The 12,905-nt window shown below is 71.7% G+C and carries 12 protein-coding genes and 1 pseudogene; 8 read left to right on the forward strand and 5 right to left on the reverse strand.

All coding sequences use genetic code 11. The features are described from left to right. Window positions 1-342: pseudogene (locus tag EAD98_RS31015) on the forward strand (carbon monoxide dehydrogenase); the annotation flags it as partial. Between the two features lie 8 nt (window positions 343-350). Further along, entirely contained in the window at window positions 351-1,541 is a 1,191-nt protein-coding gene (locus tag EAD98_RS22545) for a VWA domain-containing protein (RefSeq protein WP_233583923.1), read from the forward strand. On the opposite strand, the gene EAD98_RS22550 is transcribed toward EAD98_RS22545, so the two are convergent. Beyond that, entirely contained in the window at window positions 1,502-2,458 is a 957-nt protein-coding gene (locus EAD98_RS22550) for a LysR family transcriptional regulator (protein ID WP_121656013.1), read from the reverse strand. The two genes, EAD98_RS22545 and EAD98_RS22550, sit on opposite strands and share 40 nt — an antisense overlap. 835 nt (window positions 2,459-3,293) lie before the next feature. Here EAD98_RS22550 and EAD98_RS22555 point away from each other — a divergent pair. After that, the gene (locus EAD98_RS22555) at window positions 3,294-4,862 is read left to right on the forward strand and encodes a TROVE domain-containing protein (protein ID WP_233583924.1); all 1,569 of its coding nucleotides are present in this window, start codon (window positions 3,294-3,296) and stop codon (window positions 4,860-4,862) included. 258 nt (window positions 4,863-5,120) lie between these two features. Here the strand turns inward: EAD98_RS22555 and EAD98_RS22560 are convergent, their stop codons facing one another. Both EAD98_RS22560 and EAD98_RS22565 read right to left on the reverse strand, forming a co-directional pair. Further along, window positions 5,121-5,543: an ASCH domain-containing protein gene (locus EAD98_RS22560; RefSeq protein WP_121656014.1), complete on the reverse strand. Its 423-nt coding sequence runs from the start codon at window positions 5,541-5,543 to the stop codon at window positions 5,121-5,123. 107 nt (window positions 5,544-5,650) lie between these two features. Beyond that, window positions 5,651-6,826, reverse strand: a complete 1,176-nt coding sequence (locus EAD98_RS22565; RefSeq protein ID WP_121656015.1) for a beta-propeller fold lactonase family protein — start codon at window positions 6,824-6,826, stop codon at window positions 5,651-5,653. A 190-nt stretch (window positions 6,827-7,016) separates the two neighbouring features. Between EAD98_RS22565 and EAD98_RS22570 the strand changes: the two genes are divergently transcribed. After that, a complete protein-coding gene (locus tag EAD98_RS22570; RefSeq protein ID WP_147457467.1) occupies window positions 7,017-7,721 on the forward strand; it encodes a permease-like cell division protein FtsX in 705 nt (234 codons plus the stop codon). Window positions 7,722-7,770: 49 nt separating this feature from the next. Here EAD98_RS22570 and EAD98_RS22575 read toward each other — a convergent pair whose 3' ends face one another. Beyond that, entirely contained in the window at window positions 7,771-8,538 is a 768-nt protein-coding gene (locus tag EAD98_RS22575) for a hypothetical protein (protein ID WP_121656017.1), read from the reverse strand. A 334-nt stretch (window positions 8,539-8,872) separates the two neighbouring features. Here EAD98_RS22575 and EAD98_RS22580 point away from each other — a divergent pair, with 334 nt between their 5' ends. From EAD98_RS22580 to EAD98_RS22595, 4 genes are read left to right on the forward strand one after another with little or no spacing between them, the layout of a single operon-like run. Next, window positions 8,873-9,802 carry a hypothetical protein gene (locus tag EAD98_RS22580; protein ID WP_121656018.1) on the forward strand — a complete coding sequence of 310 codons (930 nt, stop codon included), beginning with the start codon at window positions 8,873-8,875 and terminating at the stop codon, window positions 9,800-9,802. Then, window positions 9,799-10,245, forward strand: coding sequence for an ABA4-like family protein (locus EAD98_RS22585; protein WP_121656019.1), 447 nt, complete (start codon window positions 9,799-9,801; stop codon window positions 10,243-10,245). The genes EAD98_RS22580 and EAD98_RS22585 overlap by 4 nt, the downstream gene beginning before the upstream one ends. Window positions 10,246-10,250: 5 nt before the next feature. Next, window positions 10,251-11,504, forward strand: a complete 1,254-nt coding sequence (locus tag EAD98_RS22590) for a sensor histidine kinase (protein WP_121656020.1) — start codon at window positions 10,251-10,253, stop codon at window positions 11,502-11,504. Further along, the gene (locus tag EAD98_RS22595) at window positions 11,501-12,127 is read left to right on the forward strand and encodes a response regulator transcription factor (RefSeq protein ID WP_121656021.1); all 627 of its coding nucleotides are present in this window, start codon (window positions 11,501-11,503) and stop codon (window positions 12,125-12,127) included. Before EAD98_RS22590 ends, EAD98_RS22595 begins: the two co-directional genes overlap by 4 nt. A gap of 31 nt (window positions 12,128-12,158) precedes the next feature. Here EAD98_RS22595 and EAD98_RS22600 read toward each other — a convergent pair whose 3' ends face one another. Further along, window positions 12,159-12,875: a YoaK family protein gene (locus EAD98_RS22600; protein WP_121656022.1), complete on the reverse strand. Its 717-nt coding sequence runs from the start codon at window positions 12,873-12,875 to the stop codon at window positions 12,159-12,161. Window positions 12,876-12,905: the final 30 nt, after the last annotated feature.

Below are 12,905 nucleotides of genomic sequence, written 5' to 3' on the forward strand. Positions count from 1 at the left end.
ACCGCGTCCGCCGCCGCGGTCGCGACCACGCCCGCCACCGCCGCTGTCGCGCCCTCTCCGGTCGAGTCGCCCCCGCGCACCTCGTCGCCCGCCGAGTCGCCGCTCACTCCGTCGCCCGCCGGGTCGGCGCTCACCGAACCGCCTGGCATCGGGCCGTTGGCCACCGAGGCCGTGCCCGCCGGGCCCGCGGCCACCGGCACGCGCACCACGCCGGACGCCGAGCCGGAGGCGCTCGACCTGCTCAGCATCGCCGGCGGGTCGATCACCAAGCGGCTCGTTCCGGTGATCGTCGGCCTCGTCGCGGTCGGCGCGGTGATCGCCTGGCTGGTCGCGCGCCGGTGAGTCCGGCGATGCTGCGGGGGGTCGACCGGGCCGCGTTCGCGGTGGCGTTCGCCGGGCGGCTGCGGCACGCCGGCGTCCCGACCGGGCTCACCGACATCGACGACTTCGTCCGGGCACTCGACGCCAGCCCACCCGACTCGCTGTCCACGCTCTACTGGACCGCCCGGATCAGCCTGGTTCGACGGCACGCCGACCTGGACGCGTTCGACCGCGTCTTCGCAGCGGTCTTCGGGGACCCGCCCCCGCTGCCACCACCGCACCGATCCGCGGTCCCGACGGGAAACCGCGACGACGTACACGTGCCGGTGCTGGCCGGCACGGCCGACGATGGTCCGGGCGGCGGGCTGCCCTGGGCGACGTTGCCCCCGGCCGTCGCCCAGACGCCGGAGTCCGACACCGCTCTGCGGCTGCCCGAGCGGCGTCCCAGCGCCCTCGCCGGGGTCGCCGAGAAACCCTTCGACGAACTCGACCCCGCACAGGTCACGCTGCTAGGCGACGCCCTGCGCACAGCCGTCGCCGGTTGGCCGACCCGCCGCGCCAGGCGGCACGCCGTCAGCCCGACCGGACGGCGGATCGCGCTGCGGCCCACGATCACCCGGGCCCGCCGTACCGGATGGGAGCCCGTCGAGATCGTCCGCGAACGGCCGGTACGGCGACCGCGCCGGGTCGTGCTGCTCTGCGACGTCAGCGAGTCGATGCGTGCGCAGGCGACCGCGTACCTGCACCTGATGCGGGCGTTCGCGGTCGTCGCCGAGGCGGAGGCGTTCGCGTTCGCGACGACGCTGACCCGGCTCACGGTGGTGCTGCGGCACACCTCGGCCGCCGAGGCGGTCGCGCGGGCCAGCGCGGCCGTGACCGACCGGTACGGCGGCACCCGGATCGCCACGAACCTGCGCACCCTGCTCGGCGGCCAGCACGCGGACACCGTCCGAGGCGCCGTGCTGGTGATCGGCTCGGACGGCTGGGACAGCGACCCGCCCGACGAGTTGGCCGCCGTGATGGCCCGGCTGCGCCGCCGCGCGTACCGGATCGTCTGGTTGAATCCACGCGCCGGCGCCCCCGGCTTCGCCCCTCGGGCGGCCGGCATGGCCGCCGCGCTCCCCTACTGCGACCGGCTGTTGCCGGCCGGGACGTTCCACGACCTGCTGCTCGCCGCCCGTCAGCTCCAGAGCGTCACGTGCACCGACGGCTTGAAGTGACCGATGCTGACGCCCGCGCCGCGCATCATCGCCTGAATCGCCCGAGGTGTCGACGAGAATCGGGCCAGTTCGGCGGCGGCCGACAGCGGGCCCGGACCGGCGAGGACCTGCGAGTGCCACACCGCCTCGACGGTCGCGTGCGGTCCCACCACCTGCTGGAGCTGGCCCTCGCGGAGGTCCGGCGCGACGGTGAACGCGAGCGCCGGCGAGACGCCCCGGCCCCGCTTCGCCTCCCCCAGCGCCGCAGCGTGGCTCTGGAAGATCTGCTGCCGGTCGTCGGGCACGGCCAGCCGGCGCAGCATCACCGGAACGGCGCCCAGGTCGGTGGCCGCCGACGGGCCGAGCAGCCAGGTCTGCTCCCGCAACTGCCCCGGCGACGCCGACACACCGGCCAGCGGATGGTCCGGGCCGACCACGACCACGAGCCGGTAGTTCATCATCGGCCGGCAGGCGATCGCCCGGTCGACAACCGGCGGCTGCGGCCCGACCGCGATGTCCGCGGCGCGGGTCAGCAACAGCGACTCGAACGCGCCCGGGTTGCGCACGCTCAGCTCCACGTCCAGGTCGGCGGCCCGCTTCGCGAACAGCTCGATCAGCCCCGGCGCGGCGAACTCGGCGAACAGGCTGGACGCGGCCACCCGCAGCAACCGTCGGCCACGTTTCGCGGCGCTCACCTCCAGAATCGTCCGGTCCTGCAGACCCAACAGCTCCGCCGCGCGACTGGCCAGCCGGAGCCCGCCCGGGGTGAACGCGAGCCCCGCGGCCGTCTTGGTGAACAGCCTGTCCCCGAACTCCCTGCGCAACTGTGCGACGTGGAGCGACACGGCCGACTCGGACACCGCCAGCTCGGCGGCGGCCTGCTTGACGGACCCCAGCCGGACCACGGCGACGTACGCGCGCAGTTGCGTCGGGGTCATCGGCGTCACCCACCTCCCCGCCCGATCGCCTGGTCCGGCTCTCCGTCGAGACGAGCCTCGATCATCCCCCGCTGAGCAGACCCGCCGCCAGCGTCGGTTCAGCCGAGCGTCAGCCGCCCGACCGGGTATCGGCTCGGCCTGACGTGCCTGGTAGCCGCACCGGACATCGATCCGGTCTCAGATGCGAAAGCCCTTCCGGTGGACGTTCGGAATCGGCTTGCCGGCCCCGGGGTCCTTGCCTACCGTCGTGGGGCACCTCCCGGTGCGCAGGCAACGGCTACTTCCTCTCTCAAAGGGGAGACGTGGGTTCGAATCCCACCGCCACTTCGGGTGGCGTCGACCAGCGGCCCAGGTCACCTTGGCCCGCAAGGGCCGGTCGCCGTCGCCGCTTCGATCTCGGGAGGCGCGCCCACGCCGCACGCCCGGTGCGACGGACCCGGCTACTTCTGGTGACGGCCCTGCAAGGGCCTGGCGGTTCGAGCCCGCAAACGCCGTGTCCACTTACGATCTCGGGCGTGTGGCGTGACCACATCCCATCGCCTGAAGATCGCAAACCCCGTTGCCCGGCCAGCGCCGCCGCCGCTACGGTCGTGACCGCACTTCCCGGTGCATAGGCGACGGTTACATCTGGTTGGGGTTCACGCCCCGGAAGGACCGCCGTCGCCGACCTCGACCTCGGGGAGCGCGCGACCAGGCCACACACCCGGTGCGCAGGCAACGGTTACTTCAGGGTTCCGCAGATGGGGGTTCGAGTCCCTCGCCGCCTTCGGGTGGATGGTTCAACGGACAGAACGGCGGACTAGTCCGTGGCCGATTCTGATCTCGGGTGTGTGGTGTGGTCGCGCCTTCCCGGCCGACCGACGTGGGGGACGTCATGGCCAAGTTCAACATCAAGCTACGCAAGAGCCGAAACCAGCCGACGACCGCCGAGGGCGCGCGGGGTTTCACCCGTGAGCCACGCGCCGAGCTGTTCCTGCTCGGTGTGTCGAACATGGTCGGCGCGGACACCTTCTACGAGGGCGCCACGGACCGGGACACTCGCTTCCGGGACCTGGTCGCCGCCGTGGCCGTCGCCGACCCCGACTGGTTCTCCCGTTTCGTGCCGTGGCTCCGGTCCGGCGCGATGATGCGCTCCGCGTCCGTGGTGGCGGCTCTGGAGGGCGCTCGCGCCCAGGTTGCCGCCGAGATCCCTGGTTCGCGGGCGGTCGTGAACGCCGCGCTGCAGCGTGCGGACGAGCCGGGCGAGGCTCTGGCGTACTGGCTGACTCGCCATGGCCGGGCGCTGCCCAAGCCGGTGAAGCGGGGCATCGCCGACGCGGCGGTCCGGCTGTACACCGAGCGGAGTCTGCTCAAGTACGACTCCGTCGGGAGCCAGGTGCGCTTCGGCGACGTCATCGACCTGACCCACCCCACCGTGAGAGACGAGCGGCAGGGTGACCTGTTCCGGCACGCGCTGGATCGGCGGCACAGTCGCGACAATCCGCTGCCGGCGTCGCTGCGGATGCTGGCGGCGCGGGACGCGCTCATGGCGTTGCCGGTCGAGCAGCGCCGGGAGGTCAGCGATCCGGCGGTGCTGGGCGCGGCCGGTATGACGTGGGAGGCCCTGGCCGGCTGGCGACAGGGCGCGATGGACGCCGCGGCGTGGGAGTCGGTCATCCCGACCATGGGCTACCTGGCGTTGCTGCGCAACCTGCGCAACTTCGACCAGGCCGGAGTCGGCGACGCGATCGCGGACATGGTGGCGGCCAAGCTCTCGGATCCCGGCGAGGTCGCCACCTCGCGGGTGCTGCCGATGCGTTTCCTGTCGGCGTACAACGCGGCACCGAGCCTGCGGTGGGCGTACCCACTGGAGAGGGCGTTGCAGCACGCCCTGGTGAACGTGCCGGCTCTGGACGGGCGGACCCTGATCCTCATCGACACGTCCGGTTCGATGCAGAGTCCGTTCAGCAAGGACGGCACACTGCGCTGCTGGGACGCCGCCACGGTGTTCGGCCTCGCGCTGGCTGCCCGGGCGCAGGCGGCGACGGTGGTGTCGTTCTCCAACGCCAGCCGGGTGTTCCCAACGACGGCAGGCGAGTCGGTGCTGGCGGCGGTGCGCCGGTTCAAGGACGGCGGCTACTTCTACGGCATGGGGACCGACACCGAGAAGGCGGTACGCGAGCACTACGACCGGCACGACCGGGTGGTCATCCTCACCGACGAGCAGGCCCACTGGCACGGTGCGGTGGACGTCGCCGCAGCGGTGCCCGCGGAGGTGCCGGTGTTCACCTGGAACCTTGCCGGTTACCGGGTCGGGCACACGCCGACCGTCGGCAACCGCCACACCTTTGGCGGCCTGTCCGACGCCGCGTTCGCGATGATTCCGCTCATCGAGGCCGGCTCCCGCGACCGGTGGCCCTTCTGATCCTCGCTGCGGGGCTGGAACTGCCCCGCAGCGGGGTCCGCCGCCGCTCGCCCCGTCGGCCGCTCAGCGGCGGGATCGGCCTCGACGCACCGCCCAGATGCCAGCGACGATCGCCGCCGCCGTCGGCAGGAGGCAGCAGAGGGTCAGGATGGACAGGTGCCACGGCTTGATCGCTCCCACGGCTGTGAGAGTAGGCATTGTTGACCACCACCGCTGTCCCGGCAGGGCCCAGCATGCCGGCAGGCAAAGCGGCGCTGCTCAGAGGGTGCGCACCAGCTGGAAGCGCTCGGTCACCACCAGGGTGTCGTCGTCGGCGGTGAAGCCGGGGTCGCCCAACTCCGCGCGCACCTCAGCGCTGTGCCAGAACGTCTCGTGCCCCGCCCGCCACTGCGCCACCGACTCGTCGCCCTCGCCCTCGTCCAGGGCGTGTTGCAGGTCGACGTCGGCGAGCCGGAGCACCCGCACCTCGGTCGTCTCGATCACCGCGACGCGTCGGTCCTCGGAGTCCACCACCGCGGATCGCTCGCCAACCTCGGGCAGCGGCTCGTTCGCGCGCTCGTATCCGACCAGCAGGGCGGAGGTCGAGGTCTTCGCGCCGGACAGGATCGCGGCCACCAACCGGTCCCGCAACGGCCCGGGGAACGCGAACTCGGCACGCGGTAGCTCATCGATGACGTCCATGCGGGCAGGGTACGCGGTACGACCGCGAGCGGTCTGCCGACGTTCGGCGGGGGCGCGCACACGCGCTGGTCCCGGTCGGCGAGGACCGGGACCAGCGGGTGGCGGGATCAGGAGGCGGCGATGCCTTCCATGCCGATGCCGTCGGCGAACTTCGGCAGGCCCTCGACCGTGGTGACGAGGGTCAGGGAGCCATCCTTGTTCACCTCGTAGCCCTGCACGTTGCCGGCGGCGGCGTTCTGGACGTACAGGAAGCCGTCGCTGGCGGTTAGGTCGATCGACCCGCCACCGGTGTCGGCGGCGACGGCCTTGACGAGTTCGAGCTTGCCGTGGTCGTTGACGCGGTAGGCGCTGATGGTGGAGCTGCCGGCGTTGGCGACGTAGAAGTAGTCGCCGACGCGCTGGATCCAGCACGGCGCCTGCTGACCGTTGGGGACCGACGGCCCGATCTGGTCGAGCGCGCCGTCCTCCTCGAGTTCGAACCGGCTGACCTCGTTCGAGCCGGATTCGGTGACGAGCAGCGTGTCCTCGGTGTCGAAGGTGAAACCGAACGGCACGGAGCCCGCGTCGCTGATGACCGGGTGCCGGGCCAGCTCGCCGTCGCGACCGATCTCAAAGCTGAACATGACGTTCGCAGCCTTGGTCGTCACCAACACGAACTCGCGGTCGGGGTCGATCTTGACCTGGGCGGGGGCGGTCATGAACGCGGGCGGGTTGCCGTTGTGCAGCCCGAGTGACCGGTTGGCGCCGCGAATGGGCGACAGGCGCCCCTTGTGCAACTCGAACCCTTGCACGGAGCCCTCGCCACCGGCGTTGAGCACGTACACCAGGTTGTCGCGGACGGTGACGCTGACCGGCAGCAGACCGCCGGACCAGATGACCTGGAGCTTGCGCAGCTTCGTGCCGTCGACGCCGAACACCGTCACGGTGTTGCTGCCGGCGTTCACGGCGAACAGCAGTCCACGGTGGTAGGTCAACGATCCCTGCGACGCCAACGCGTCCCCCGGCGCGCCGATGGTGAACCCACCCAGCCCGCCGGTCTCGTACTCGCCCGCCTTGGTGAGGCGGCCGTCCTCGTCGCGGTCGTAGACCTTGATCGTGTTGCCCTCGGCCTTGTTGGTCTGGACGAAGACCGCACCCTCGTCGTCGTGGTGGTTACCACGTCCGTCGCGGTCGTCGTGGTTGTACCCCGGACCGCCGCCGTCGGCGAAGGCGGCCCCCGGGATCGATCCGACGCTGGTCAGACCCGCCAGGAGAGCTGCCGCAACCGCAACGCTGCGCTTCATCGTTGGCTCCTTACGCGCACGATGGGATGAAATAAGAGTTTTCCTCTCGTTATGAAGTTAACGGAGCATGTAGCCGGCATGGCGGCTTTACCCGAAAGGAGTATTTTCGTGCCGTTTTGTCGATTCGGGGGACGCTGGCCGGGGGCGATGGCAGGGGGTGCACGAGGTCGACTCACCTACGATCTGCCGCATGCGACGAGTTACGCCGGTACTGGCGTTCGTGCTCCTGCTGGCCTTCTCCGCCTGTACCTCCGAGCCCGAGGAGACCGGCGACAGCACGTTGACCGTCTTCCTGGACAGCGACGTGACCGCAGCGACGAAGAGCGCCGTGGAGCAGCGGCTGCGGTCGATGCCCAGCGTCGAGGATGTCGCCCTCGAAACCCGCGAGCAGGCGTACGAGAGCTTGAAGGAGTCGCTGAAGGACAGCCCTGACCTGCTGGCGGATCTGAGGCCGGAGATTTTGCCGGAGTCGTTCCGCGCCACCGTCACCGATGCCTCGGTCGCCGAGGCGGTCGAGCTGGTGATGGCGGAGGCCGACGGCGTCGAGGACGTGGCGCTCACGACCGCACAGATCGACCCTCTGCCGTCGCACATCGGGGTCATCGTCCGGCTGGAGTCGGCGGTGACCGGCGAGCAGCGAGCCGGCGTGGAGAAGGCCGTCCACGCGCTGCCGGACGCGGAGTCGGTTGCGTTCGAGGACCGCGACGCCGCGTACGAGCGCCTGCGCGAGCAGTGCCGAGGCAGGGGCGAGCTGGCCGCGCAGCTCGACCCGCAGATGACGCGCGCGTCGTTACGCTTCCAGATGCCCCTGGACCCGAAGGGACCGGGGCTGTCCGGCCTGCTGAAACTCGACGGGGTCGACGTGGTGCGGCTGGTCCCGATGGCGATGCTGTAGGCGCGGACTTTCGGCCGGACCGGGCGGGCCCGGCCGATCCCGTCGGGGGCTACCGCTGCCAGGCGTCGATGGTCCGGACGCTGTCGCGCAGGACCCGGTCCATGATCGTGGGGTTGCCGCTGGTGCCCTCCCACCCCTGATCGTTGAGCACGGTCACGGCGCCGTCGACGCGTGCGACGGCGATCTGGCTGGAGGCCGTGCCGCCGGTGCGTTCCCCGTTCAGGCTCGTCTCGGCCCACGTTCTGGTCACCAGCAGCGCCTCGTCCCCGACGCCGGGCACCGCTCGACTCTCGACCTCGACGGAATTCCTGGCCTCCTGGTAGGAGAGGCACGCCTCCACGCCACCTCGGAGCCGTCGCAGGTAGTCCGAGGCGCCGTCGCCGTCGAAGGTGAAGATCGTTTGGTGGATCATGCCCTGCGGCACGTTGCTGTCCGGCTCGCCGGGCGTCTTGTAGGTGACGGTCATGGAGGCGCTCGCAGTGACCTGTCGACCTCCGGTGGCGAACTCGTCGCCGCACATCGTCGGCAGGGCGTCCGCGACGGGCGTCGACCGCCGGGGCGACTTGCGCAGTTCCGGTGGCAGTTCGACGAAGGCCGACGTCGGGATCGTCACCTGGGTGCTCGCGCTCGGCGACGGTTGGTCGGCCTGGGTCGTCGGTGCCGACGCGGTCGTCGGTGGCGCGCTCGACGAGGCCGAACCGGGCTGGTCCTCGCCGGCGCCGCAGGCAGCGGTGAGCGCGACGGTGCCGAGTAACGGCAGGATCAGCGCACGCAGCCTGCGCGCACGGGTGGTCGCCAGCGTCGGGTAACGGCTCATTTTCACCTCGTGATCTCTGTTCGGACATTCCCCGTGACGAACGGACCGAAACGACGGCGGTCCGCGTGCTCATGTCGTCGTCCGTCCAGGACGGCACCGAGGGCATCCGGCTCGCCGAGTCCTGGAAGCCATGGTCAGGGACATCGCCCGACATCCCCGTCGTGCCACGCTGGCGGCGGTGACGCTGGTTTGCCCGCGCGGTTCGCCGGCCCGCCGACGAGGTCAGCTCGCGTCTCGTCTCCTACCCAGGGAGGAGGCGGGCTCCGACCGTCGGCCGCAACCGGGGCTCGCGGTCGGACGTGCTCGGCGGATGCGGCCGGGAGCATCTACAGGCATGACTGTCACGCTGCGCCGGGCGGCACACTGGCACCGCCCACTCATGGTCTTCGTCTACGCGATGGCGGTGCTCACCGTCATCTCAGCGGTCGGCATCCTCGTCGACTCGCGGGTCCTCACCGGTGCGCCGATCTGGCTCAAGCCGTTCAAGTTCGCCGTGTCCTTCGTGGTGTACGGCACCACGCTCGCCTGGATGCTCTCCCTGCTGCCGCGCCGCAGCCGGATCGCGGAGTGGGCCGGCACGGTCATCGTCGCGATGGCGGTGATCGAGATGGTGGTGATCGTCGGGCAGGTGCTGCGCGGTACGACCAGCCACTTCAACGGCACCAGCCCGCTGAACGCCGCCCTCTTCTCCGTGATGGGCGCGGCGATCATGGTGCTGTTCGCCGCGCACTTCGTCATCGGGATCGTGGTGCTGATCCGGCGGATCCCCGATCGGGCCGCCGCCCGCGCGGTCGGGTGGGGGCTCGGCCTGTCCCTGTTGGGCATGCTCGCGGCGGTGCCGATGGTGCTGCCGATGCAGGAACCGGGGATCGACGGGATCTCCGGGGCGCACGCCGTCGGCGTCCTCGACGGAGGATCGGGGTTGCCGGTGGTCGGCTGGAGCACCACCGGTGGGGACCTGCGGATCGGGCACTTCGTGGGGCTGCACGCCCTCCAGGCGCTGCCGATCCTGGCGATCCTGCTGAGCCGGTTCCTCGGGGCGCGGCTGGACGAGCGCACCAGGGCGCGACTCGTGGTCGTGGCGGGAGCCGCGTACGGCGTACTCACGGTGTTGTTGACCTGGCAGGCCCTGCGCGGACAGCCGCTGCTGCGCCCGGACGCGCTCACGCTGGCCGCCGTCGCGGCCCTGGCGGTCGCGACCGTGGCCGCCACCGGCCTGGTGCTGGCGCGCCGGCGCGGCCCGGAACTGGCGCTGGCCGCATGACCGCCACGCTGTTCACCCTGACGTTCGCGGTGGCCGCGCCGTTCTGGGCGCTGATGATCCTGCTGCCCCGCTGGTCGTGGACCGCACGGATCATCTCCTCGCCGCTGGTCGTGCTGCCGGTCGTGGTGATCTACGCGCTGCTGGTGATCCCGGCGTTCGGTGACGTGCTGCCGGCCGTGGCGTCGCCGACCCTGGACGGCGTACGGGACCTGCTCGGCACCTCCGACGGCGCGGCGGCGGGGTGGGCGCACATGATCGCGTTTGATCTGTTCGTCGGGCGGTGGGCGTGGCTGGACAGCCGGGAACGGGGGGTACCGGCGCTGGTCATGGCTCCGGTGCTGGTGCTGACCATCCTGCTCGGACCGCTCGGCCTGGCCGCCTACCTCGCGGTTCGATACCGGTGGCCGCAGGGACGTGTCCCCGGGCCGCAGGGCCTAGGCTGACCACCGTGCGGTGGGTGGGACGACTGTTCGACACGCGGGACACGCTCGTGCGGATGGTGCTGCTCAACCTCAGCGGTGTGGGCTACCTGGTCGTCGGCACGCACGCCGCCCGCCCGACGACGGCCACGCAGTGGGTTCTCGCGGTGGTCGCGTTCACCGGCGGGCTGGTGTTCCACCGTCGGCCGCTGGTCAACCTGGTGGTGCAGGCCGGGCTGCTGGCGGTCGCGTTTCCCCTGATCGACGACACCACGATCAACCAGGTGGGCGCCAGCTGGGCGCTGCTCGAGGTGACCATGTGGGCGCGTCGAGCGCACCGCATCTGGTTCGCCGCCGTGCTGCTGGCCGTGGTCGACCTGACCGACTCGATCGGCGATCCGATCGGCCGGTTCGCCTCCGGCGTCTTCGGGCTGACCCTGGAGGTCGGCGTGCCGGTGCTGCTCGGTCTGGTCATCCGCACCAACCGGGAGCTCGGCCGGCAGGCCGTGGAGCGGGCGGCGGCCGAGCAGCGCCGGCAGCAGTCGGAGAGCCGCGCCGCGCGCGCCGACGAACGCAGCGCCATCGCCCGCGAGCTGCACGACGTCGTCGCGCATCACGTGGCGTCGATGGTGCTGCGGGTCGGCGTGGCCCGGCACGTGCTCACGGACCTGGACCCGCGGGTGGGCGAGGTGTTCGACGACGTGCACGGCACGGGAACCGCCGCGCTGGCCGAGCTGCGCCGGCTGGTCACGGTCCTGCGCAACCCCGACGGGGTACGCGGTGACGCGGCGCTGACCGCGATCGAGCCGTCGGCGCTCCCGGCGGCACTCGGCGCGACGGTCGACCGGGCCCGGCAGGCGGGGGTCACCGTGGAGGCCGACATCGACCCGGCGGTCGGCTCACTCGACGCGGTACGCGGCCTGGCCGTGCTGCGACTGACTCAGGAGGCGCTGACCAACGTGGCCAAGCACGCCGGGACGTCCGCGCTGGCGCACCTCGTGGTCGCCGTCCGCGACGGGGCCGTCCACTGGGAGGTCTCGGACAACGGGCGCGGCTCGGCGGCGGCGGCGGTGCCGTCCGGAGGCGGGCACGGCATCACCGGCATGCGCGAGCGCGTCGAGGTCCTCGGCGGCCGGCTGGAGGCAGGGCCGGCCGGCGCCGGTTGGCGGGTGCGCACCGTCCTCCCGGCCGTGCCCTCCGCCTCCGGCGCCGGGACGCCGGCCGTGTCGGTGCCCCGTGACCGCGAGGCACCCGCTGGTTCGCCCGCGGCGGAGCCGGCGTGATCCGCGTTCTGCTGGTCGACGACCAGCACCTCATCCGGGCGGGCCTGCGCATGCTCTGCGACGCCCAACCCGACATCGAGGTGATCGGCGAGGCCGACAACGGCCGCGACGCGATTTCGCTCGCCGCGCGGCTCCTCCCCGACGTCGTCGTCATGGACCTGCGCATGCCCGGCGTCGACGGAATCACGGCGACCAGCCGCATCCTCGCCGAACGTCCCGCCACCCGCGTCCTGGTACTGACCACCTTCGGCGACGACGACCACCTCTATCCCGCCCTGACCGCCGGCGCCTGCGGCTTCCTGCTCAAGGACGCGCCACCGGTCGAGCTGGTGGACGGCATCCGCCGGGCCGCCGTGGGCGACAGTCCGTTCAGCCCCGAGGTGCTGCAACGCCTGGTCCAGCGCGCGGTGCACGCCCGCGCCGAGACGCCGCGACCGGTGCAGGGCCTGACCGCCCGCGAACAGGACGTGCTGGACCTGGTCGCCGAGGGTCTGTCCAACACCGAGATCGCCGACCGGCTGCACATCGGCGTCACGACGGTCAAGACACACATCACCAACCTGATGACCAAGACCGACAGCCCCAACCGGGTACGCCTGGCCCTGTTCGCCCGGGGCGCCTGACCTGCGGCTGTCGGACGGGCCGGAGGGCCGGTCAGCCCCTCATCCGCGCGGACACGGCGATGACGAGCACGAGCGGCACGATCAACAGCGCCGGAGCGAGCACCGGCAGGTGCAGGGCGACCAGGGCACCGACCGCCGCGCCGGTGATCAGGGCCAGCAGGACCTGGGCCTTGGGCCGCAGGCTGCCCCACGGGCTGCGCGCCGCCACACCGGCGATCAGGCTCGTCAGGGTCCCGGTCAGGTACGTGGAGGACAGACCCGGCACGCCGAAGCGCTGAATCGCGCTGCTCTGCACGCCCAGCGCCGCTGCCGACAGCAACAGGAGCGCGAGGTCGATGTGGTCGTCGTGGTGGGGAAGGTTGACCTCCCAGACGATGAGGAACACGACGAACACCAGCAGTTCCAGGATGAGCGCCCAGGTGACCCGCCGTGGCCAGACGGGGTCGTCCGGTTGGGCCGAACCGACGAGGCGGGCGCCCGCGAGGACGCCGACGATGAAGCTGACGATGGCGCACCCTGAGGTCACGGCGAGCTCGGCCTCACCTCTGCCTGCCGAGAGTCCGAGCAGGACCATGTTGCCGGTCATGACGCTGGAGAAGGCTCCGCCCAGGGAGAGGAAGCCGATGGCGTCGGCACTGCCGGTGAGGAAGGTGAGTACGACGACGAGGGCGTGCCGTCGCCGCAGGAGGCGCTGCTTGTCCTGGGTGGCGGTGGAGGGGCGGGTGACGTGGGGCACTGTGCTCGACACTGTCGGCTATCCTCCAAAGATTGTTCTTCG

Source organism: Micromonospora sp. CV4, assembly GCF_003667455.1.
Classification (GTDB): Bacteria; Actinomycetota; Actinomycetes; order Mycobacteriales; family Micromonosporaceae; genus Micromonospora.

Bases quoted from the DNA above. Each gene is read 5' to 3' on its own strand.
- EAD98_RS22545 (WP_233583923.1), top strand. From the start codon at position 351: ATGCTGCGGGGGGTCGACCGGGCCGCGTTCGCGGTGGCGTTCGCCGGG.
- EAD98_RS22550 (WP_121656013.1), bottom strand. From the start codon at position 2,458: ATGACCCCGACGCAACTGCGCGCGTACGTCGCCGTGGTCCGGCTGGGG.
- EAD98_RS22560 (WP_121656014.1), bottom strand. From the start codon at position 5,543: ATGGACGTCATCGATGAGCTACCGCGTGCCGAGTTCGCGTTCCCCGGG.
- EAD98_RS22565 (WP_121656015.1), bottom strand. From the start codon at position 6,826: ATGAAGCGCAGCGTTGCGGTTGCGGCAGCTCTCCTGGCGGGTCTGACC.
- EAD98_RS22570 (WP_147457467.1), top strand. From the start codon at position 7,017: ATGCGACGAGTTACGCCGGTACTGGCGTTCGTGCTCCTGCTGGCCTTC.
- EAD98_RS22575 (WP_121656017.1), bottom strand. From the start codon at position 8,538: ATGAGCCGTTACCCGACGCTGGCGACCACCCGTGCGCGCAGGCTGCGT.
- EAD98_RS22580 (WP_121656018.1), top strand. From the start codon at position 8,873: ATGACTGTCACGCTGCGCCGGGCGGCACACTGGCACCGCCCACTCATG.
- EAD98_RS22585 (WP_121656019.1), top strand. From the start codon at position 9,799: ATGACCGCCACGCTGTTCACCCTGACGTTCGCGGTGGCCGCGCCGTTC.